Here is a 21,699-nt window from a genome sequence, read left to right as displayed (position 1 = left end):
GGAGCACGTTCTTGGCAGCCCTTGCGCGTTGGTGTGTCCGGCACCGTCTGGCCGTCGTCCTGCTGTGGCTCCTCGCCCTCGGCGGGACCGGCGCCGCCGCTGCCGTGACCGGTTCGGCCTACTCCGACGACTACGAGGTCCCCGGTACCGAATCGGGCCGCGCCACCCAGTTGCTGCGCGAGGGCTTCGCCCACCTCGGCGGCGACAGCGACACCGTCGTCTGGCACACCGGCTCCGGATCCGTCCGCGCCGCCCCCGTCGAACAGACCATGACCGGTGTCCTGGACGAGATCGCCGGCCTGCCCGGCGTGGCCGCCGTGACCGGTCCCTACGGCGGCCGGGGCACCGGACAGATCAGCCGTGACGGGCACACCGCGTATGCCGTCATCACCTTCGACCGGCCGGCCGAGGACATCAAGAAGGCACAGGCCGAGGCCGTCGTCCGGGTCGCGGAGGCCGCCGAGGGCGACGGGCTGCGCGTGGAACTGGGCGGCAGCGCCGTCGGGCTCACCGAGTCCGGCGGCGGGCATCTCGCCGAGGCCGTCGGGGTGGCCGTGGCCGCCGTGGTGCTGTTCCTCGCCTTCGGCTCGCTCGCCGCCTCCCTGCTGCCGATCGGCACCGCACTGGTCGGCGTGGGCACCGCGTACTCCGGGATCGTGCTGCTCGGACACGCCATGACCGTCGCCGACTTCGCGCCCATGCTCGGCATGCTGATCGGGCTCGGCGTGGGCATCGACTACGCGCTCTTCATAGCGACCAGGCACCGCCGCGGCCTGAAACGCGGTCTGTCCGTCACCGAGGCCGCCGCCGACGCCGTGGCGACGACCGGGCGCGCGGTGGTGTTCGCGGGTGCCACCGTCTGCATCGCACTGCTGGGCATGCTCATACTGCGGCTGGGCTTCCTCAACGGGGTGGCGATCGCCGCCTCGTTGACGGTCGTGCTCACCGTCGCGGCGAGCGTCACGCTGCTGCCCGCCCTGCTCTCGTACATCGGTATGCGCGCCCTCAGCCGCCGGGAGCGGCGCCGGCTCGCCGAGCACGGGCCGCAGCCCGAGCTGCCCACCGGGCTCGCCGCCCGCTGGTCCGTGTTCGTCGAGCGCCACCCCAAGCTGCTCGGCGTCCTCGCCCTCGCGGTCGTCACGGTGCTCGCGCTGCCCACCCTCGCCCTCCGCCTCGGCACCTCCGACCAGGGCAACGACCCCGCGGCCGCCACCACCCGGCAGGCCTACGACCTGCTCGCCGAGGGCTTCGGACCCGGTGTCGACGGGCCGCTCACGCTCGTGACACGTGTGGACGGCGCAGACGACAAACTCGCCCTCGACAGCCTGGACAGCACCCTCCGGGCCACCGAGGGAGTCGCCTCGGTGACCCCCGTGACCTACTCCGGCACCGGCGGCACCGCGTACCTCACCGTCGTACCGGACTCCGCCCCGCAGTCGCTGCGCACCAGCGAACTCGTGGACCGGCTGCGCTTCGAGGTCCTCCCGCGCGCGGAGCGCGGCACCTCGCTGCACATCCTCGTCGGCGGGGTGACGGCGAGCTATGACGACTTCGCGAGTGTGATCGTCGGCAAACTCCCGCTCTTCGTCGGGATGGTGATCGGGCTCGGCTGCGTCCTGCTGCTGCTCGCCTTCCGGTCGGTCGGCATCCCGCTGAAGGCCGCCGCGATGAACGTCGCCGCCGTCGCCGCCGCCTTCGGGATCGTCGTCGCGGTCTTCCAGTGGGGCTGGGGGAGCGAGGCACTCGGTCTGGGGCGGGCGGGCCCGATCGAGCCCTTCCTCCCGGTGATCATGGTCTCCGTCCTCTTCGGACTCTCCATGGACTACCAGGTCTTCCTGGTCAGCCGGATGTACGAGGAATGGCTGGAGACCGGGGACAACCGGCGGGCGGTACGCGTCGGACTCGCCGAGACCAGCCGAGTGATCAACTCCGCCGCCGTCATCATGATCTCCGTCTTCCTCGCCTTCGTGCTCAGCGGCGACCGGGTGATCGCCATGTTCGGTATCGCGCTCGCCTCCGCCGTCGCCATCGACGCCTTCGTCCTGCGGACCCTGCTGGTGCCCGCCCTGATGCATCTGCTCGGCGCCGCCAACTGGTGGCTGCCCCGCTGGCTGGACCTGCGGCTGCCCAGGATCAGCATCGAGCCGCCCGAGTGCCGCGCCGCCCATGAGAGGCTCGACGGGATCGTGGAGGAACTGGAGAAGGAGCAACGGCACGATGTACGCGACATCCCTGGGTGACGGCGCGGAACTGCGGCCCCTGGAGGTCTGGCACGCCGAGGAGCTGCTCGCGCACATCGACCGGGGCCGGGAGTTCATCGGCCGCCACGTCGGGCTGCCGGACGTGATCGAGGACCTGGCCGGGGCCCGCGCCTACCTGCGTTCCTACGCCGAGAAGCGCGCCGCCGACGGCGGGAGCCTGCACGGCGTGCGGCTGGACGGCAGGCTCGTCGGAGGGCTGCTGTTCCGGGTCTGGGACACACCCAGCGGGGTCTGCGAGGCCGGCTGCTGGCTGGAGCCCGCGGCCGCCGGGCGGGGCCTGGTGACGCGCGGCATGCGGGTCCTTCTGGACTGGGCGTTTGACGAGCGTGGCATGCACCGTGTGGAGTGGCATGCGTCGCCGGCCAACGGGGCCAGCATCAATGTGGCCCGGCGGCTGGGCATGACCCGCGACGGCGTGCTGCGGGAGAACCATCCCCACCGGGGTGTGCGCACGGACACCGAGGTCTGGTCGGTGCTCGCCCCCGAGTGGCGCGCAGTACGCGCGCGAACCGCGCCCGACGATCATTAAGAGACCTCTCAGACAGCGTCCGTACGGTGCGAGGTTATGGGAACGAAGACAGTGGACGGAGCCGAGGCCGGAGCCGCGGCGAAGAACGACGAGAAGGCGGCCGAAGAGACGGCGGCCGAAGAGACGGCGGCCGAGGAGACCGCGGTGGATGACACCAAGGCCTCCGCCGAGGCCGGTGAGCCGGAGACGGAGGACTCCGCCGAGCCGGCCGACGACGAGTTCGACGAGCTGGAAGACCTTGCCGAGGAGCCGGAGGGCCCGACCGGCGTCGGCCAGGGCGCCGGTGCGATCGTCTCCGTCGCGCTCGGCCTGGTCTCCCTCACCGGTGGCTGGATCGGCACGATCGCCGCCGCCCGCCAGACCCTCATCGGTCAGCTCCAGACTTCGTCGTCGGCGAGCGTCGCCAAGCAGGTCAAGGCGGTGTACGGCGACGCGTGGCAGACCACCGCGCTCTGGGCCGGCCTCTTCGCGCTGGTCGCGCTGATCACCGGTGTCGTGGTGCTCGCCCGGCCCGCCTTCGGCGCCCCCGGCAGGACGCAGGCCCCGTGGATCAAGTCGGTCGCCTGGGCAGGTGTCGCGCTCGGCGTCATCGGTCTGCTGCTGGCCGTCCTCAAGTACTCCGACGCGCTCCTCGGCCTGCCGTCGACCAGCTGAGACAGCGCAGGTCACAAGGGGCCTTAGGGCGTCCGTAAGCACCTTACGGACGGACTAAGGCCCCTTACGCGTGTCCGGGGCCCGGCGGCCGCCCGAAGATGCGGAACTCTCCCGATGTGGCGCACCCCCCTGGGAGACGAAAGTGGAGGCATCGCGGAAAGCGAAGCCCAACCACCCAGTCTCACAAGGGATTCATCATGTTCGAGTACGAGCTCCACCAGATCCGCTCCGCCGACCTGCGCCGCGAGGCCGCCGACGCCCGCCTCGTCCGCGAGGCCGTCCGCACCCGCCGCGCCGCCCGCCGGGAGGAGGCGGCCCGCAAGGCCGCCGCCGCGGAGGAAACCCATACCGGCCGCCGCGGCCGGCGCCGGCTCCCGCGCACCGCGTGAACGGGGGGCCGGGCGGCACCGGCCACCCGGGGGTCGAGCGAACGGAGGCCGGTGGCCGGGCTGTCGGCCACCGGCCTCCGCGGCTGCCCTCAGCTCGTACGACAAGCGCACCGGTGCTGTGGAAAACCGCTGACGTCCGATCCGAGCCGCGTGCGATGCTCTGGCCTGTGGAAACCAGGTCCGTGAGTCCCGTGTTCGTAGGCCGCAACGACGAGTTGGACACACTGCGCGAGGCGCTCGCCCGCGCCGAGACCGCCGAGCCGCAGGCGCTGCTGCTCGGCGGCGAGGCCGGGGTGGGCAAGACCCGGCTGGTCGAGGAGTTCGCCACGCTCGCCTGCCGCCGGGGCGCGGTCGTCGCGCTGGGCGGCTGTGTGGAGATCGGCGCCGACGGGCTGCCGTTCGCCCCCTTCTCCACCGCGCTGCGCGCACTCCGCGCGGCCCTGCCCGACGAGCTGACCGCGGCCGCCGCCGGGCAGGACGACGAACTGGCCCGGCTGCTGCCCGAACTCGGCGAGGCCACCTCCAGCCGCCACGACGAACAGGGCATGGCCCGCCTCTTCGAACTCACCGCGCGGCTGCTGGAACGGGTCGCCGCCGAGCGCACGGTGGTCGTCGCCCTGGAGGACCTGCACTGGGCCGACGCCTCCACCCGCCACCTGCTCGCCTACCTGCTGCGCACCCTGCGCACCGGCCGGCTCGTCGTCCTCGCCACCTACCGCTCCGACGACATCCACCGCCGCCACCCGCTGCGCCCCCTGCTCGCCGAACTCGACCGGCTGCGCACCGTCCGCCGTCTCGAACTCGCCCGCTTCAACCGCGAGGAGGTCGGCCGCCAGATCGCCGGCATCCTCGCCGCCGAACCCGACCCCACCCAGGTCGACGAGATCTTCGAACGCTCCGACGGCAACGCCTTCTTCGTCGAGGAACTCGCCGTCGCCGCCACCGAGGGCTGCTGCACCGGGCTCACCGACTCGCTGCGCGACCTGCTCCTGGTCCGGGTCGAAGCACTGCCCGAGAGCGCCCAGCGGGTCGTCCGGATCGTCGCCGAGGGCGGCTCCACCGTCGGCTACCGGCTCCTCGCCGCCGTCGCCCAGCTCGCCGAGGACGACCTCATCGAGGCACTGCGGGCGGCCGTCGGCGCCAACATCCTCACCGCCACTCCGGCCGGCGACGGCTACCGCTTCCGGCACTCCCTGGTCCGCGAGGCCGTCGCCGACGACCTGCTCCCCGGCGAACGCTCCCGGCTCAACCGGCGCTACGCCGAAGCCCTGGAGAGCGACCCGACCCTGGTGCCGGCCGACGCCCGCGTCACCCGCCTGGCCAGCTACTGGTACCAGGCCCACGACCCCGCCAAGGCCCTGCCCGCCGTCCTCGACGCCTCCGTCGTGGCCCGCCGCCGGCACGCCTACAGCGAGCAACTGGGGCTCCTGGAGCGGGCGATGGAGCTGTGGGACACCGCCCCCGAGGAGATCCGCGCCGCCCTGCGCCCCGTCGACTACACCGACGTCTACCCTCCCTGCGGCTGCGATCCCGCCACCACCCCGCTGCGCTATCTCGACCTGATGGCGGAGGCGGCGGTCGCCGGCCGCTTCTGCGGGGAACGCGAACGCGCCCTGAAGATCACCAAGAAGGCGCTGCGGCTGGTCGAGGAGGAGGGCGACCTGCTGCGCGCCGCCTGGTTCTGGGTGCAGCGCTCCCGGCTGGTCCAGGCTCTGGGCCGCGGCGACGGCTGGCAGGAACTCGGCACCGCCCAGAACCTGGTGCGCGGCCTGCCGCCGTCCGAGGTGCACGCCGAGGTGCTGGCCACCGCCGCCAACTGGTCCATGCTCCACGAACCCGGCCCCGAGGCCTTCGCCGCGGCGGAACGGGCCGTGGAGTACGCCCGGATGGTGGGCGCCCGCGAGATAGAGCTCAGCGCGCGCCTCACCCTCGGCGGACTCATGGTCGACGCGGGCGACGTCGAGGCCGGACTGGCGGAGATGAACCGGGTCAAGGAGGCCGCGCTCAAGGAAGGCGTGGCGCATGTCGCGGGCCGTGCCTATGTGAACCTGCCCTCGGAACTGGAGGCGGTCGGCCGCTCCCGGGAATCCGCGGAGCTCCTGCGCGAAGGCCTGGCCTTCACCCGCAGGTTCGGGCAGCTGGACCAGGAGGCATGGATCTGGGGCAACCTCGCCGACTCGCTGTACGCGATGGGCCGGTGGGACGAGGCCGCCGAGGCTGCGGCGGGGGCCCTCGGCTCCACGGCCAGCGCCAAACCCCGCGGCTCCGGCGCCCTGCACCTTGCCCATCTCGCCCTCGCCCGGGGCGACATCGCCGAGGCCGGCCGCCGGCTGTCCGTCGCCTGCGCCCATCTCGGCACCCATGACCCCATGCCCCAGCAGTCGCTGCCCGTGGCCCGCGTCGCCATCGGCGTCGCCGCCGGGGAAGGCCGCCTCCTCGACGCCCGCACCGAACTGCACCGCGCCCTGGAGACCGGCTTCCCGCCCGGCACCCACCGCTACGGCTGGCATCTGCTGCTGGCCGCCGCCACCGCCGAGGCCGACGCCCGCGACCTGCCCGCGGCGGTCGAGGGCCGTGCCGAGGCCCTCGACCGGCTCGGCGCAGCCGTCCGCAAGCTCACCACCGGCGCGCCCGTCTGGCAGGCGTACGAGCGCTGGGCCCGTGCCGAACTGCACCGCGCTCGGGGTACCGACACGGCCGCCATCTGGTCAGAAGTGGTCACCGACTTCGAGTGTCTGGACCGCCCCTACGACCTCGCCCGGGTCCGCCGCCGCCTCGCCCAGGCCCTGCTGGAAGAGGCGGCCGGCGACGACGAACGCGACCGTGCGACGGAACTCCTCCGCCTCGCCGGGGCGGTCGCCGACCACCTGGGCGCCCGCCCGCTCGCCGAGGCCGTCGCCCTGCTCGCCCAGCGCGCCCGCCTCACCCTCACCGCCGCCACCCCACGCCGGGCCCTGGACCCCGCGGAGAGCCTCGGCCTCACCAGCCGGGAACGGGACGTGCTCCGCCTGGTCTCGGCCGGCCGCACCAACCGCCAGATAGCCGAGGAGCTCTTCATCTCCCCGAAGACCGCGAGCGTCCACGTCTCCAACATCCTCGGCAAGCTCGGCGTCTCGGGGCGGGGAGAGGCGGCGGCGGTGGCGCACCGCCTGGAGCTGTTCCCGCCCGACCGCAGCGCGGCCGCAGGGAGGTGAGACCGGGCGCCGAGGGCGGGACCGACGGAGCTATTCGACCTCCAGCTCCAGGATCCTGTCGTCGCCCGCCTTGGGCTTCCCCCGCCCGTCCGTGTTGCTGGTCACCAGCCACACCTTGTCGCCGCCGGCCGCCACGACCGTACGGAGGCGGCCGTACTCGCCCGTGAGGAAGGCCTGCGGTTCGGCCGCGGCGGTCGTGCCGTCCAGGGGGACGCGCCACAGCCGCTGGCCCTTGAGGGCCGCCATCCAGATCACACCGCCGACATAGGCGATACCGCTGGGGGAGGCGTCGTCGGTGTGCCACTCGGCGATCGGGTTCACGTACTTGGGGTCGTCGGACCTGCCTTCCGCGTTCGGCCAGCCGTAATTGCCGCCGGGCTTGATGGCGTTCAGCTCGTCCCAGGTGTCCTGCCCGAACTCCGAGGCGAACAGCCGCTGTCTGTCGTCCCAGGCGAGGCCCTGCACATTCCGGTGGCCGTACGAGTAGACCGGTGAGTCCGGGAACGGGTTGCCCGGGGCCGGTGCACCCTCCGGCGTGAGCCGCAGGATCTTCCCGCCGAGCGAGTTCTTGTCCTGGGCCAGACCGCGCTGCCCGCTCTCACCGGTGCCGGCGTAGAGCATGCCGTCCGGGCCGAAGGCGATCCGGCCGCCGTTGTGGATGAGCCCCTTGGGGATGCCCTTGAAGATCGTGTCGGGGGCGCCCAGCTGCTCCTTGGCCGGTTTGCTCTCGTCCCAGAGCATGCGCACGATGCGGTTGTCGGAGGCCGATGTGAAGTACGCGTAGATCATGTGGTCCGAGGCGAAGCCGGGGGAGAGGGCGATCCCCAGCAGCCCGCCCTCACCGGCCGCGGACACCCCGGAGACGACGCCCAGCTCGGTGGTCTTCCCGGTCTTCTCGTCGACCTTGCTGATCGTCCCGTCGTCCCGGTCGGACACCAGCAGCCCGGCCCCGCCCGGCAACGGCGCAAGCCCCCAAGGCGACTTCAGCCCCTCGGCAACCGTACGCAACACCTTGACCGACCCCTTGGCGGGCGCGGCGGAGTCGCCCGCTCCGGCGGATGCGGCAGCAGAGGAAGAGGCACCGGCGGACGCACTCGCGGCCCAGAGCGGCGGCGCCCCACCACCACCGGAGGAACACCCCACCACCAGCAGGAGCCCGGCCGCCGCCAACACGGCGGTCCCCGCACGACGTTGCACGATCACAGTCCCTTCGACAGCTCCTCCCTGCCGACGGTAGTACAGCGCGCCCCAAAGGGGCGCGGGGCTGTATCGATTTACGGCTCCGCCGCGTGGGCGCGACCAGCCCCGACGGCGCCGCGCCGAACCAACCACAGATCGCGGCACTCTCTCAGCCACTCAATCCCACGACCCCTGGGCCGCAGGCAGCCGTCCCAGTTCCGCCAGATCCTCCGCGGTCAGCCGCACGTCCGCCGCGCCCGCGTTCTCCGCCACCCACCGGCACTGCTTGGTCCCCGGCACCGGCACCACATGCCGCCCCCGCGCCAGCACCCACGCCAGCGCCACCTGAGCGGCGGTGACCCCCTCTCCCTGACGGCGCGCGACCCTCCGCAACCCCGCCACGATCGGCTGGTTCGCCGCCATCATCTCCGCCGTGAAGCGCGGATGCCGCGCCCGCAGATCGTCCGGCTCGAACCCCTCACCCGGCGTGAGCGTCCCGGTGAGGAAGCCGTTCCCCAGCGGCATCGCCGCGAGAAAGCCCACCCCCCGCGCCTCGCACCACGGCAGCAACGCATCGAGCGCCTCCGGCGACCACACCGACAGCTCCGCCTCGACCGCGCTCACCGGAAACACCTGCTGCACCCGCTGAAGCTGACGGAGGGTCGCGTCATGGAGCCGTGCGCCGGATCTGCGCCCCCCGCGCGCCCCCACGGCGCACAACCCCAGCGCCCGCACCTTCCCCGCCTGCACCAGTTCCGCCATCGCGCCCCAGGTCTCCTCGACGGGGATCTCGGGATCGGCGCGATGCAGTTGGTAGAGGTCGATCACATCGGTCTGCAGCCGGCGCAGCGACGCGTCGCACGCCCGCTTCACATACCCGGGCCGGCCGTTCGCCACGATGTGCTGGTCACCCACCAGCAGGCCCACCTTCGTGGACACGAAGGCCTCGGCACGCCGTTCCTTGAGCACCCGCCCCAGCAGCAGCTCGTTCGTGAACGGCCCGTACATGTCCGCCGTGTCAAGCAGCGTCACGCCCAGGTCCAGCGCCCGGTGCACCGCTCTCACGGACTCGTCACCCCGCTGCCGCGACCCGTTGTACGCCCAGCTCATCGGCATGCACCCGAGTCCGACGGCCCCTACCGCCAGCGCCCCCGCGCCGATCGTCCTGCGCTCCACCAGCCCGTGAACCTCCTTCTCCGGCCCCCAACCTAACCCGCTCGCCGCCATTGGTCTGACATAGCCTCCTGACCATGACCCAAGACGCCTGGCTCCCCATCCCGCTCGACGAGTTCACGGATCTGCCCGAAGGGCTCAATTACCACTTCTGGGACGGTGACCAGGAGTTTCCCGGTGACCCCGCGGACTGTGCCGTCTACGTCGTCCCCTACATGAAGCGGCAGGACGTGAAGGTGCGGCCGCTGCTGGGGATGCGGAACGTGCGACTCATCCAGACCCTCACCGCCGGCGTCGACGACATGATCGCGGCCCTCGACCGCATCGCCCCCGGCGTACCGCTGTGCAACGCACGCGGGGTGCACGAGGCGAGCACCGCCGAACTCGCGCTCGCCCTGACCCTGGCGTCCCTGCGCGGTATCCCGGGGTTCGTCCGGGCCCAGCAGCAGGAGCACTGGCAGAGCGGCTTCCACCAGGCCCTCGCCGACAAGTCCGTCCTCATCGTCGGCTACGGCGCCATCGGCGCGGCCGTCGAGGACCGGCTCGTGCCCTTTGAGTGCGCGCGGGTGGCGCGCGTTGCGCGCTCCGGGCGCGCCTCGGCGCGCGGTCCCGTGCATCCGCTCACCGAACTGCCGAATCTGCTTCCGGAAGCCGATGTCGTCATCCTCTCCACGCCCCTCACGGACATCACGCGTGGCCTGGTCAACGCGGAGTTCCTCGCACGGATGAAGGACGGCGCACTGCTCGTGAACGTCGCGCGCGGGCCCGTCGTGGACACCAAGGCGCTGCTCGCCGAACTGGAGAGCGGCCGTCTCACCGCCGCCCTGGACGTCACCGACCCCGAGCCGCTGCCGGCCGGACATCCCCTGTGGCAGGCGCCCGGCGTGCTGATCAGCCCCCACGTCGGCGGCCCCACCTCGGCCTTCCTGCCGCGCGCCAAGCGTCTCGTCGTCGAGCAGTTGAACCGCTACATGAACCGGGAGCCGCTGCGGAACGTGATCCTTACGACGGGATCCACCGACAACTGACCATCACCGCAACACGCGTGTAATCCGCTTCCGGTACGGTCCGCAACCTTCCGGGCGCGGTGCGTGCACGCATCGCCGCTGGTCGTCACGGAGCGTAGAGAAGCTATGTCCCTGAGTGACGAGACTGGTGTATCGTCCCGACAGGGGCTGCGCCGCGCACCGTTCGGCGCCGGGGATGGACATTTCAGATTTGTGAGGGGGGCGACGGGCGATGCACGGCCTATGGACGAACGATCCGACGCGGCGGAGCCGCCGGCGGCGACCCTGGCGCACAGCTGCGCGCAGACGCGGCCATCACACCAGCCATCACCACCACCACCGCAGGAACAGCGGGCGCGGCCGACACCCTCATCCAGCGCACTGGGACCCGGGAGCGACGCGGACCGGGAGGGTCCGGTGACTGCGCCGACCTCTGTGACGACCACCCTCCCCGGAGCGCTGCGGGCACAGTCTCCGGCAGGGAAGCCGCACCCCCGTCCGCCGGCCGTCGGCGGCGGGACCGGCGTGGTCCGCCAACTCGTCCTGGCCCTGATCTGCGCGGGATACGCCGTCGGTTCCGCGTTCGACTGGGGCTCGAACCAAATCGCCCTGTTCATGGGTGACTTCGGTCTGACCGCGGCCGCCGGCACCGCCGCCGTGTCGTGCTTCCTCTACGCCCGCTCCCCGCGGGTCCGCTTTCGACCTGCCTGGCTGCTGTTCGCGCTCTCCTCGGCGATGGCGGCTCTGGGCAACGCGGTCTGGGGGTGGTACGAGGTCGTGCTCCAGAGGCCGGTGCCCAGCCCCAGCTACGCCGACCTGTTCTTCCTGTGTTTCGCGCCGCCCGCCATCGTCGGCCTGCTGGTGCTGGCCAAGCGGCCGGTGACGAAGGCGGGCTGGATCTGCCTGGGCCTGGACGCCTGGCTGATCGGCGGCTCGCTGCTCACCCTGTCGTGGAGCCTCGCGCTCGCCCAGGCCGCCCGGTTCGACGGGCCCAGCGTCGCGCACACCGCGCTCTCGCTGGCCTACCCGCTGCTGGACATCGCCCTGGTCAGCATGGTGCTCGCACTGCACTTCCGGCGCTCGCCGGGCAACCGCACCGCGGTGAACACCGCGATCGGCGCGCTCGCCCTGACCGTGATGTGCGACGCCCTGTTCACCTCGCCGCTGCTGCACAGCAGTTACCGCTCCGGTCAGCTGCTGGACGCGGGCTGGTTCGCTGGCTCGCTGCTCCTCGCGTACGCCCCCTGGGCCGCGCCCCGGCAGCAGGGCACCCCGGAGCCCGACGGGCACACGCGCGTGGTCCACGAGCACGTGCCCGGACTGCGGACCGCGGTGTCCAAGCAGCCGTCCGCGCCCGTCCCGGGAGGTGATCACAGCCGGTACCCGGCGGGTCGCCCGCTGACCGGTTCCCTGGCCGCACTCACCCCGTATCTGGCCGCCACCGTGTGCACCCTGGGCATCCTCTACAACGTCCTCAACGGCCGCAGTCCGGACCATGTCGTCCTGATCACCGCCGGCTGTGTGGTCCTCGCGCTCGTCGTGCGCCAGGGCATCATGCTGCTCGACAACATCACCCTCACCCAGGAACTGGCGCAGCAGGAGAACCACTTCCGCTCCCTGGTGCAGGGCTCCAGCGACGTCATCATGATCGCCGCGCCCAACGGCATCCTCCGGTACGTCTCCCCGGCCGCCGCCGGGGTCTACGGACGGCCCGCCGAGGACCTGGTGGGCTCGGAACTGGCCAACCTCATCCACCCTGAGGACCTGGGCTGCGTGGTGCACGAGGTGCGCCGCTTCCTCGCCGCCCGGCCCCAGGAGGAACCCACCACCCGTATCGAGTGCCGCTTCCGGTCCGGCGGGGGCGGCTGGCTCAATGTCGAGTCCACCGTCAACCGGCACCACGGCGGCCTCATCTTCAACAGCCGGGACGTCACCGAAAGGGTGCGGCTGCAGGCTCAGCTCCAGCACAACGCCGAGCACGACCCGCTCACCGACCTGCCCAACCGCGCCCTGTTCACCCGGCGGGTACAGCAGGCCCTGTCCGGCCGCCGCTCCTCCGACCGGGGCCCCGCCCTCAGGAACACGGCGGTGCTCTTCATCGACCTGGACGGGTTCAAGGCCGTCAACGACACCATCGGGCACCAGGCCGGCGACGAACTGCTCGTGCAGGCCGCGCGCAGACTCCAGGACGCGGTCCGCCACGGCGACACCGCCTCCCGGCTGGGCGGCGACGAGTTCGCGGCGCTGATCGTCGGCGACGGCACCCGTGACCGCAGTGCCAGAGAGCGGCACATCCTGGAGCTCGCCGACCGCCTCAGGGTGACCCTCTCCCAGCCGTACCTCATTGACGGCAACGATGTCCGTGTCAACGCGTCCATCGGCGTCGCCTTCGCCGAACCGGGCCTCGGCGCGGGTGAGCTGCTGCGCAACGCCGACCTGGCGATGTACCGGGCCAAGTCGGCCGGAAAGGGCCGCGTCGAGCTGTACAAGCCACAGATGCAGCAGGACGTCGTACGCAAGGCGGAACTGGCCACCCGGCTGCGGGCCGCGCTGCACGACGGCGAGTTCGCACTGCTGCACCAGCCCGTGGTGTGTCTGGAGAGTGGCCGGATCGAATCGGTCTCCGCGCAGGCGCGCTGGCGCTCGTCCCAGGGGGTGCTGTTCACCCCGGCCGAGTTCCTGCGGGTGGCCGAGGACAGCGACAAGACCGCCGAACTGGACCGGTGGATCTTCCAGGAGGCGGTCGAACAGGCCGCCGAGCGGGCCGCCAACGGGCTGGTGGTGCCGGTTGCCGTGCGGATGAGCGCCCGGCGGCTGCTCGACCGGTCCTCGCCGCTCGGCTCCGTGGAGTCCCTGCTCACCCGGCATGGACTGCCCTCCGGGGCACTGGTCCTGGAGCTGTCCGACACCGACCCGAGGATCCCGCTGGACGAGCTGGAGCGCCGGCTGACCGTGCTCAACCGGCACGGTGTCCGGATCGCCCTGGACGGCTTCGGCAGCGGCTACGCGGCGATCACGGCCCTCAGGAAGCTCCCCATCGACGTGCTCAAGCTCGACCGCGGTCTGGTCGAGGGGATCGTCGAGTCGGCCCGGCTGCACAAGATCACCAGCGGGCTGCTGCGGATCGCCGGTGACCTGGGGCTCCAGTCGGTGGCCGAGGGCGTGGACCTGCCCGAGCAGGTCGCGGCGTTGCGCGCGATGGGCTGCACCCACGGAATGGGCATGGCGTTCTCCGGTCCGGTGGACGAGTACCGGCTGCGCCGGGCGCTCGGATCCGGCCACTATCCGGTTCCGCACGCACCGGCCGAGCCGGCGTTCGCGGGCGGCCGCTCCGGGGTGTACACCGGTGGTGTGCCCGCGGTGCTCGGAGGCGGAAGTGCCCTTCGCTCACATAATGAGACTCCCGTCCCACCCACTTGACACGTGGTGCGCGTCAGAGGGAGGGTCAGTCCCATGCGCACCCGAATTCTCGTACTTGGACAGCGCGTCGGCTGAGTTGGGCCCCACCGGAGAAGGATCCGGAAAGCCCAGCGACCACACCGGCGCGCTCCCCTCGCTTGCCTTTTGGCACGAGGGGTTTTTTGTTGCACCAGCACCAGACGTACGGACGTAAAAATCCGTACGAACCTCGCAAAAACCCTCAGCATCGAGAAGAGAATGCCGATGACCGAGCAGGCCCCGGGGGCCCACCATCCGCAGCCGCGGCCCCGTTCCGGAGGACAGCAGTCCGCGCCCGTCGAGCACGTCACAGGTGCGAAGTCCCTCATCCGCTCCCTTGAGGAGGTCGGCGCCGACACGGTATTCGGTATCCCGGGCGGCGCGATCCTGCCGGCCTACGACCCGCTGATGGACTCCACCCGGGTGCGCCACGTCCTGTGTCGGCACGAGCAGGGCGCCGGGCACGCGGCCACCGGCTACGCGCAGGCCACCGGCAAGGTCGGCGTCTGTATGGCGACCTCGGGGCCGGGCGCCACCAACCTGGTGACGCCGATCGCCGACGCGCACATGGACTCGGTGCCGCTCGTGGCGATCACCGGGCAGGTCGCGTCCTCCTCGATCGGTACGGACGCCTTCCAGGAGGCGGACATCGTCGGCATCACCATGCCGATCACCAAGCACAACTTCCTGGTCACGAAGGCCGAGGACATCCCCCGGGTGATCGCGCAGGCGTTCCACATCGCCTCCACCGGCCGCCCCGGCCCGGTCCTGGTCGACATCGCCAAGGACGCCCTCCAGGCGAAGACCACCTTCTCCTGGCCGCCGGTCCTGGACCTGCCCGGCTACCGCCCGGTGACCAAGCCGCACGCCAAGCAGATCCGCGAGGCCGCCAAGCTGATCACTTCCGCGAAGCGGCCGGTCCTCTACGTCGGCGGCGGCGTCATCAAGTCGCACGCCACCGCCGAGCTCAAGGTTCTCGCCGAGCTCACCGGAGCGCCCGTCACCACCACCCTGATGGCGCTCGGCGCGTTCCCCGACAGCCACCCGCTGCACGTGGGAATGCCGGGCATGCACGGTGCGGTCACCGCCGTCACCGCGCTGCAGAAGGCCGACCTGATCGTCGCCCTCGGAGCCCGTTTCGACGACCGCGTCACCGGCAAGCTGGACAGCTTCGCCCCGTACGCGAAGATCGTCCACGCCGATATCGACCCCGCGGAGATCGGCAAGAACCGCGCCGCCGACGTGCCGATCGTCGGTGACGCCCGCGAGGTCATCGCCGACCTGATCCAGGCGGTGCAGAAGGAGCACAGCGAGGGCCACCAGGGCGACTACACCGCCTGGTGGAAGGACCTGAGCCGCTGGCGCGAGACCTACCCGCTGGGCTACGACCTGCCCGACAACGGCTCGCTCTCGCCGCAGCAGGTCATCGAGCGCATCGGGCAGCTCGCCCCCGAGGACACGATCTTCGCGGCGGGCGTCGGCCAGCACCAGATGTGGGCCGCGCACTACGTGCAGTACGAGAAGCCCGCCACCTGGCTGAACTCCGGCGGCGCCGGAACCATGGGCTACGCGGTCCCGGCCGCCATGGGTGCCAAGGCGGGGCAGCCTGGCCGGACCGTCTGGGCGATCGACGGCGACGGCTGCTTCCAGATGACCAACCAGGAACTCACCACCTGCGCCCTGAACAACATCCCGATCAAGGTCGCCATCATCAACAACGGCGCCCTCGGGATGGTCCGCCAGTGGCAGACCCTCTTCTACAACCAGCGGTACTCCAACACGGTGCTGCACTCCGGCCCCGACGACGTCAACCCGGACGCCCGCGGCACCCGGGTCCCCGACTTCGTCAAGCTGTCGGAGGCGATGGGCTGCCACTCCATCCGGTGCGAGTCCCCGGACGACCTCGACAAGGTCATCGAAGAGGCGAACTCCGTCAACGACCGCCCGGTCGTCATCGACTTCATCGTCCACGAGGACGCCATGGTGTGGCCGATGGTCGCCGCCGGCACCTCCAACGACGAGATCCTGGCCGCCCGGGACGTCCGCCCCGACTTCGGCGACAACGAAGACGACTGAGCGAGAGAGACGTAGAAGAAAATGTCCAAGCACACGCTCTCCGTCCTGGTGGAGAACAAGCCGGGCATCCTGGCCCGGATCGCCGCGCTGTTCTCCCGCCGCGGCTTCAACATCGACTCGCTGGCCGTCGGTGTCACCGAGCACCCCGACATCTCCCGCATCACGATCGTGGTGAGCGTCGAAGCCCTGCCCCTTGAGCAGGTCACCAAGCAGCTCAACAAGCTCGTCGAGGTGCTGAAGATCGTCGAGCTGGAGCCGGGTTCGGCCGTTCAGCGCGAACTCGTTCTGGTGAAGGTGCGCGCCGACAACGAGACGCGCTCCCAGATCGTCGAGATCGTCCAGCTGTTCCGCGCCAAGACCGTCGACGTCTCCCCGGAGGCCGTCACCGTCGAGGCCACCGGGAGCAGCGAGAAGCTGACCGCCATGCTGAAGATGCTGGAGCCGTTCGGCATCAAGGAGCTGGTCCAGTCCGGGACGATCGCGATCGGCCGCGGCGCCCGTTCGATCACCGACCGGTCGCTGCGCGCACTCGACCGATCTGCGTAAGGCTGGAAACGGGCGGCCCGACGACCGTCGGCCGCCCGTATGCCGAGACCCCGAGACTTCCCTTCCACCCGCCGTCATACGGTGGGACGCAACATCTGCACACCAAGGAGAGAACCCAAAGTGGCCGAGCTGTTCTACGACGCTGACGCCGACCTGTCCATCATCCAGGGCCGCAAGGTCGCGGTCATCGGCTACGGCAGCCAGGGCCACGCCCACGCGCTGTCGCTGCGTGACTCCGGTGTCGACGTGCGTGTCGGTCTGCACGAGGGCTCCAAGTCCAAGGCGAAGGCCGAGGAGCAGGGCCTGCGCGTGGTGACCCCCGCCGAGGCCGCCGCCGAGGCCGACGTCATCATGATCCTCGTCCCGGACCCGATCCAGGCCCAGGTCTACGAGGAGTCCATCGCCCCGAACCTGAACGACGGCGACGCCCTGTTCTTCGGCCACGGCCTGAACATCCGCTTCGGCTTCATCAAGCCCCCGGCCGGCGTGGACGTCTGCATGGTCGCCCCGAAGGGCCCGGGCCACCTGGTGCGCCGTCAGTACGAGGAGGGCCGCGGCGTTCCCTGCATCGTGGCCGTCGAGCAGGACGCCACCGGCAACGGCTTCGCGCTGGCCCTGTCGTACGCCAAGGGCATCGGCGGCACCCGCGCCGGCGTCATCAAGACCACCTTCACCGAGGAGACCGAGACCGACCTGTTCGGTGAGCAGGCCGTCCTCTGCGGTGGCACCGCCGCCCTGGTGAAGGCCGGCTTCGAGACCCTGGTCGAGGCGGGCTACCAGCCGGAGATCGCCTACTTCGAGTGCCTCCACGAGCTGAAGCTGATCGTCGACCTCATGTACGAGGGCGGCCTGGAGAAGATGCGCTGGTCGGTCTCCGAGACCGCCGAGTGGGGCGACTACGTCACCGGCCCGCGGATCATCACCGACGCCACCAAGGCCGAGATGAAGCAGGTCCTCGCCGAGATCCAGGACGGCACCTTCGCCAACAACTGGATGGCCGAGTACCACGGCGGTCTGAAGAAGTACAACGAGTACAAGACCGCGGACTCCGAGCACCTGCTGGAGACCACCGGCAAGAAGCTGCGCAAGCTGATGAGCTGGGTGAACGAGGAGGCGTAAGCCTCAGCCGACGGGGCCGGAGCGCTGTGCTCCGGCCCCGTTGTCCACCCCGTCGAATCTCGGACGGGTGATCCTTCCGCAGAGGCGCAGGACGACCTCCGCCACGCCACTACACTGCCGTACTACATACGCGTCAGGCCCACAGCGTCGTGCGTCTCCACGCGGCTAGCCAACCTCCACCGCCTGCGGCCGTCGGGACGGCCGTCCGCATTGGACCTGTGAGGACTCACGTGAGCTCGAAACCTGTCGTACTCATCGCTGAAGAGCTGTCGCCCGCCACCGTCGACGCGCTGGGCCCGGACTTCGAGATCCGGCACACCAACGGAGCAGACCGAGCCGAGCTGCTCCCCGCGATCGCCGACGTGGACGCGATCCTGATCCGCTCCGCCACCAAGGTGGACGCCGAGGCCATCGCCGCGGCCAAGAAGCTGAAGGTCGTCGCACGAGCCGGCGTCGGCCTGGACAACGTCGATGTCTCCGCCGCCACCAAGGCCGGCGTGATGGTCGTGAACGCCCCGACCTCCAACATCGTGACCGCCGCCGAGCTCGCCTGCGGTCTTCTCGTCGCCACCGCCCGCCACATCCCGCAGGCCAACGCCGCGCTGAAGAACGGCGAGTGGAAGCGCAGCAAGTACACGGGTGTCGAGCTCGCCGAGAAGACCCTCGGTGTCGTCGGCCTCGGCCGCATCGGCGCCCTGGTCGCGCAGCGCATGTCCGCCTTCGGGATGAAGGTCGTCGCCTACGACCCCTACATCCAGCCCGCCCGCGCCGCCCAGATGGGCGTGAAGGTGCTGTCGCTGGACGAGCTCCTCGAGGTCGCCGACTTCATCACGGTCCACCTTCCGAAGACCCCCGAGACGGTGGGCCTGATCGGCGAGGAGGCGCTGCGCAAGGTCAAGCCGTCCGTACGCATCGTCAACGCCGCGCGCGGTGGCATCGTCGACGAGGAGGCGCTGTACGCGGCGCTCAAGGAGGGCCGGGTCGCCGGCGCCGGCCTCGACGTGTACGCCAAGGAGCCCTGCACCGACTCCCCGCTCTTCGAGCTGGACGAGGTCGTCTGCACCCCGCACCTCGGCGCCTCCACCGACGAGGCCCAGGAGAAGGCCGGCATCGCGGTCGCCAAGTCCGTGCGGCTCGCCCTCGCCGGTGAGCTGGTCCCGGACGCGGTCAACGTCCAGGGCGGTGTCATCGCCGAGGACGTGAAGCCGGGCCTGCCCCTCGCGGAGCGCCTCGGCCGTATCTTCACCGCGCTCGCGGGCGAGGTCGCGGTCCGTCTCGACGTCGAGGTCTACGGCGAGATCACCCAGCACGATGTGAAGGTGCTGGAGCTGTCCGCGCTCAAGGGTGTCTTCGAGGACGTCGTCGACGAGACCGTCTCCTACGTCAACGCCCCGCTGTTCGCCCAGGAGCGCGGTGTCGAGGTCCGCCTCACCACCAGCTCCGAGGCCACCGACCACCGCAACGTGGTGACCGTGCGCGGCACGCTCGCGGACGGCGAGGAGGTGTCGGTCTCCGGCACGCTGGCCGGCCCGAAGCACCTCCAGAAGATCGTCGCGGTCGGCGACTACGACGTCGACCTCGCGATCGCCGACCACCTGCTGGTGCTGAGCTACGAGGACCGGCCGGGTGTCGTCGGCACCGTCGGCCGCATCCTCGGCGAGGCGGGCATCAACATCGCCGGTATGCAGGTCGCCCGTGCGGCGGTCGGCGGCGAGGCGCTGGCCGTCCTCACCGTCGACGACACGGTGGCCCCCGGCGTGCTGGCCGAGGTCGAGGCGGAGATCGGAGCCACGTCGGCTCGATCGGTGAACCTGGTCTGAGTTCTTTGCCCGCCCACCCGACTCGGTGGGCTGGAAGGCTCGCGTCATGTCCTCAAACGCCGGACGGGCTGAGTAGATCAGCCCGTCCGGCGTTTGACTGGTCACCTCCTGCGCGGCTGTGTGGTCACCTCCTCCGCAGCGTCACCCCCGCCCCCACCGCCGCCAGCACCAGCAGCACCGCCCCCGCGATCGCCGCCCCCTGCATCCCGCTGGTGAACGCCTCCCGAGCAGTCCGTACCAGGGCCTCTCCCGTGTGCCCCGGCAGCCGGCCAGCCGTGGCCAGCGCACCGCCCAGCGTCTCCCGGGCCTGTGCCGGAGCAGTGGCCGGCATCTCGTGACGGTAGACCGCCGTACCGATCGACCCCAGCACCGCCATCCCGAGCGCACCGCCGAACTCCGCGCTGGTCTCCAGCAGTGAGGAGGCCGTGCCCGCCCGTTCCACGGGCGCGCCGCCCATCGCGAGGTCGGTCAGCTGGGACATGATCGCGACCATTCCGCAGGCGAGGACGCCGGCCCCGGTCAGCACCAGCCACAGGGAGTCGGTGCCGACGAGGGCGAGCAGCACGAACCCGGCCGCCATGGCCGTGAAGCCGCCCGCGACGACGTAACCCCGGTCCGCGCCCCGCTGCACCAGCTGTGCCGTGACCGGTCCGGCGACCCCGATGAACACCGAGGGCAGCAGGCTCCACAGCGCCGCCGCGAGCGGGCTCATCCCGAGCACCGACTGCAGGTACTGCGTGGTGAAGATGGCCGAGCCCATCATGGCGAGCGAGGCGACGAGGTTCAGGACCAGCGCCGGGGTGAAGCCGCGGCCCTTCAGCAGGGCCGGGGGGATCAGCGGGGAGCCGGTGGTGCGCTGGCGGTGGACGAAGAGGGCCGCGAAGAGCAGGCCGACGGTGACCGAGACGACGTACAGCGGGTGCCAGCCCTCGGAGGGGATCTCCTTCAGGCCGTAGACCACGGGGAGCACGGCGGCCATCGAGAGCGGGACGCTCAGCCAGTCGAAGCGGCCGGGGGAGGGGTTCCTGGACTCCGGGAGCAGGACCGGGCCGAGCACCAGCAGCAGCGCCATCGCGGGCAGGTTGACCAGGAAGACCGAGCCCCACCAGAAGTGCTCGACGAGGATCCCGCTCATCACCGAGCCGAGCGCGATCCCGCCCGTCATCACCCCGGACCACAGACCGATCGCCTTCGCGCGCTGGCCGGGGTCGGTGAACATCGTGCGCAGCAGGGCCATCGTCGACGGCATCAGGGTCGCGCCGCCGATGCCGAGGACCGCGCGCGCCGCGATCAGGGTCCCGGCGCTGTCCGCGTAGGCGGCGAGCAGCGAGGCGCCGCCGAAGGCCGCGGCGCCGAAGAGCAGCAGGCGCCGGCGGCCGATGCGGTCGCCGAGGGCGCCCATCGTCATCAGCAGGCCGGCCAGTACGAAGCCGTAGACGTCCAGGATCCACAGCTGCTGGGTGCCGCTCGGCCGCAGGTCCGCGCCGATCGCCGGGAGGGTGAAGTAGAGGACCGAGACGTCCATCGAGACCAGGAGCAGCGGAAGCATCAGCACGCCGAGCGCGGTCCATTCGCGGCGGCCCGCAAGGGAGTTGGTCTCACGTGGGGTGGTGTTCGTGCTCGTCGGGTTCGTCATGCCAAGGAATGTACGGGCGTATTAAACGCTTGTCTAGAACGCATGTATAAGTCATGCGTCTAGGACGGTTGTATGGATCCTGGGGTAGGCTGGCCCGCATGGGACACCGTGAGGATCTGCTGGAAGGCGCCAAGCGCTGCCTGCTGGAGAAGGGGTTCGCGCGGACGACGGCGCGCGACATCGTCAAGGAGTCGGGGACCAACCTCGCCTCGATCGGCTACCACTACGGCTCCAAGGACGCGCTGCTCGCGCAGGCCTACATCGCGCTGGTGGAGGAGATGTCCTTCGAGGGCGGCGACGGGGGGCTCGCCGGCGCGCCCGGCTCCCTTGAACGGTTCCGTGAGGTGTGGTCGAACATCGTCGACAGCGTGCGCGGGCCCGGCACGATGTGGCGGCTCGGTGTGGAGATCACGGCGATGGGCGACCAGATGCCTGAGGTGCGGGATCGCTTGTCCCGCGCCCAGCGCGAGGGCGGCCGCGGGCTGGTCTCGCTGATGATGGGCGTACCGGAGGAGGAGGTCTCCGACGAGACCGCCGACACCCTCGGCGGTTTCTACATGACCCTGATGTCCGGCCTGATCTCGCAGTGGACCTTCGACCCGAAGACCGCGCCCGACGGCGACGCCCTCACCGAGGGCCTGCGGCAGATCGTGGAGGCCGCCACCCGGGCCTGACCCG

15 protein-coding genes are annotated in these 21,699 nt (G+C 71.1%); 12 read left to right on the top strand and 3 right to left on the bottom strand.

Features of this window, described 5'->3' with window-relative positions; genetic code table 11:
• Window positions 1–11 precede the first annotated feature (11 nt).
• The 5 genes from ACIRR9_RS23105 (at window position 12) to ACIRR9_RS23085 (ending at window position 7,027) form a co-directional block, all read left to right on the top strand.
• Complete coding sequence (locus ACIRR9_RS23105; protein WP_403754787.1) at window positions 12–2,240, top strand: MMPL family transporter; 2,229 nt, start codon at window positions 12–14, stop codon at window positions 2,238–2,240.
• Window positions 2,218–2,790, top strand: coding sequence for a GNAT family protein (locus ACIRR9_RS23100; RefSeq protein WP_365342850.1), 573 nt, complete (start codon window positions 2,218–2,220; stop codon window positions 2,788–2,790). Before ACIRR9_RS23105 ends, ACIRR9_RS23100 begins: the two co-directional genes overlap by 23 nt.
• Window positions 2,791–2,826: 36 nt before the next feature.
• Window positions 2,827–3,444 carry a hypothetical protein gene (locus tag ACIRR9_RS23095; protein WP_403754783.1) on the top strand — a complete coding sequence of 206 codons (618 nt, stop codon included), beginning with the start codon at window positions 2,827–2,829 and terminating at the stop codon, window positions 3,442–3,444.
• A gap of 197 nt (window positions 3,445–3,641) precedes the next feature.
• Window positions 3,642–3,833 (top strand): hypothetical protein, encoded by a 192-nt coding sequence (locus tag ACIRR9_RS23090; RefSeq protein WP_384556222.1) that lies wholly within the window; start codon window positions 3,642–3,644, stop codon window positions 3,831–3,833.
• Window positions 3,834–3,988: 155 nt separating this feature from the next.
• The gene (locus ACIRR9_RS23085; RefSeq protein ID WP_403754780.1) at window positions 3,989–7,027 is read left to right on the top strand and encodes an AAA family ATPase; all 3,039 of its coding nucleotides are present in this window, start codon (window positions 3,989–3,991) and stop codon (window positions 7,025–7,027) included.
• Window positions 7,028–7,057: 30 nt separating this feature from the next.
• Here ACIRR9_RS23085 and ACIRR9_RS23080 read toward each other — a convergent pair whose 3' ends face one another.
• Together ACIRR9_RS23080 and ACIRR9_RS23075 are read right to left on the bottom strand one after the other, a co-directional pair.
• Entirely contained in the window at window positions 7,058–8,230 is a 1,173-nt protein-coding gene (locus tag ACIRR9_RS23080; RefSeq protein ID WP_403754777.1) for a PQQ-dependent sugar dehydrogenase, read from the bottom strand.
• A 153-nt stretch (window positions 8,231–8,383) separates the two neighbouring features.
• Window positions 8,384–9,382, bottom strand: a complete 999-nt coding sequence (locus ACIRR9_RS23075; protein WP_365344697.1) for an aldo/keto reductase — start codon at window positions 9,380–9,382, stop codon at window positions 8,384–8,386.
• Between the two features lie 74 nt (window positions 9,383–9,456).
• Here ACIRR9_RS23075 and ACIRR9_RS23070 point away from each other — a divergent pair, with 74 nt between their 5' ends.
• The 6 genes from ACIRR9_RS23070 (at window position 9,457) to serA (ending at window position 19,385) form a co-directional block, all read left to right on the top strand.
• Window positions 9,457–10,407 (top strand): 2-hydroxyacid dehydrogenase, encoded by a 951-nt coding sequence (locus ACIRR9_RS23070; protein ID WP_403754774.1) that lies wholly within the window; start codon window positions 9,457–9,459, stop codon window positions 10,405–10,407.
• Between the two features lie 396 nt (window positions 10,408–10,803).
• A complete protein-coding gene (locus ACIRR9_RS23065) occupies window positions 10,804–13,806 on the top strand; it encodes a putative bifunctional diguanylate cyclase/phosphodiesterase (RefSeq protein WP_403754771.1) in 3,003 nt (1,000 codons plus the stop codon).
• Between the two features lie 243 nt (window positions 13,807–14,049).
• Window positions 14,050–15,900: an acetolactate synthase large subunit gene (locus ACIRR9_RS23060; RefSeq protein WP_403754768.1), complete on the top strand. Its 1,851-nt coding sequence runs from the start codon at window positions 14,050–14,052 to the stop codon at window positions 15,898–15,900.
• Between the two features lie 21 nt (window positions 15,901–15,921).
• Window positions 15,922–16,446 carry an acetolactate synthase small subunit gene (gene ilvN, locus ACIRR9_RS23055; protein ID WP_123973946.1) on the top strand — a complete coding sequence of 175 codons (525 nt, stop codon included), beginning with the start codon at window positions 15,922–15,924 and terminating at the stop codon, window positions 16,444–16,446.
• A 120-nt stretch (window positions 16,447–16,566) separates the two neighbouring features.
• Window positions 16,567–17,565, top strand: a complete 999-nt coding sequence (gene ilvC / locus ACIRR9_RS23050) for a ketol-acid reductoisomerase (RefSeq protein ID WP_365344690.1) — start codon at window positions 16,567–16,569, stop codon at window positions 17,563–17,565.
• Window positions 17,566–17,795: 230 nt separating this feature from the next.
• Window positions 17,796–19,385, top strand: coding sequence for a phosphoglycerate dehydrogenase (serA, locus tag ACIRR9_RS23045; protein ID WP_403754764.1), 1,590 nt, complete (start codon window positions 17,796–17,798; stop codon window positions 19,383–19,385).
• Window positions 19,386–19,509: 124 nt separating this feature from the next.
• On the opposite strand, the gene ACIRR9_RS23040 is transcribed toward serA, so the two are convergent.
• The gene (locus ACIRR9_RS23040) at window positions 19,510–21,021 is read right to left on the bottom strand and encodes an MFS transporter (protein ID WP_403754761.1); all 1,512 of its coding nucleotides are present in this window, start codon (window positions 21,019–21,021) and stop codon (window positions 19,510–19,512) included.
• A 98-nt stretch (window positions 21,022–21,119) separates the two neighbouring features.
• On the opposite strand from ACIRR9_RS23040, the gene ACIRR9_RS23035 reads away from it, so the two are divergent.
• Window positions 21,120–21,695 carry a TetR/AcrR family transcriptional regulator gene (locus ACIRR9_RS23035; RefSeq protein ID WP_403754758.1) on the top strand — a complete coding sequence of 192 codons (576 nt, stop codon included), beginning with the start codon at window positions 21,120–21,122 and terminating at the stop codon, window positions 21,693–21,695.
• Window positions 21,696–21,699 lie beyond the last annotated feature (4 nt).

The organism is Streptomyces sp. NPDC101234 (assembly GCF_044767525.1).
In the GTDB taxonomy this organism is placed as follows: Bacteria; Actinomycetota; Actinomycetes; order Streptomycetales; family Streptomycetaceae; genus Streptomyces; species Streptomyces sasae.
Note: the sequence above shows the minus strand (reverse complement) of the source record. Positions and strands in the feature narration are given on the sequence as shown.

Excerpts from the sequence above, each read along its gene's own strand:
- ilvN (WP_123973946.1), top strand. The coding sequence starts at position 15,922 with ATGTCCAAGCACACGCTCTCCGTCCTGGTGGAGAACAAGCCGGGCATC.
- ACIRR9_RS23095 (WP_403754783.1), top strand. The coding sequence starts at position 2,827 with ATGGGAACGAAGACAGTGGACGGAGCCGAGGCCGGAGCCGCGGCGAAG.
- ACIRR9_RS23060 (WP_403754768.1), top strand. The coding sequence starts at position 14,050 with ATGACCGAGCAGGCCCCGGGGGCCCACCATCCGCAGCCGCGGCCCCGT.
- ACIRR9_RS23090 (WP_384556222.1), top strand. The coding sequence starts at position 3,642 with ATGTTCGAGTACGAGCTCCACCAGATCCGCTCCGCCGACCTGCGCCGC.
- ACIRR9_RS23070 (WP_403754774.1), top strand. The coding sequence starts at position 9,457 with ATGACCCAAGACGCCTGGCTCCCCATCCCGCTCGACGAGTTCACGGAT.
- ACIRR9_RS23100 (WP_365342850.1), top strand. The coding sequence starts at position 2,218 with ATGTACGCGACATCCCTGGGTGACGGCGCGGAACTGCGGCCCCTGGAG.
- ACIRR9_RS23040 (WP_403754761.1), bottom strand. The coding sequence starts at position 21,021 with ATGACGAACCCGACGAGCACGAACACCACCCCACGTGAGACCAACTCC.
- ACIRR9_RS23085 (WP_403754780.1), top strand. The coding sequence starts at position 3,989 with ATGCTCTGGCCTGTGGAAACCAGGTCCGTGAGTCCCGTGTTCGTAGGC.
- ACIRR9_RS23035 (WP_403754758.1), top strand. The coding sequence starts at position 21,120 with ATGGGACACCGTGAGGATCTGCTGGAAGGCGCCAAGCGCTGCCTGCTG.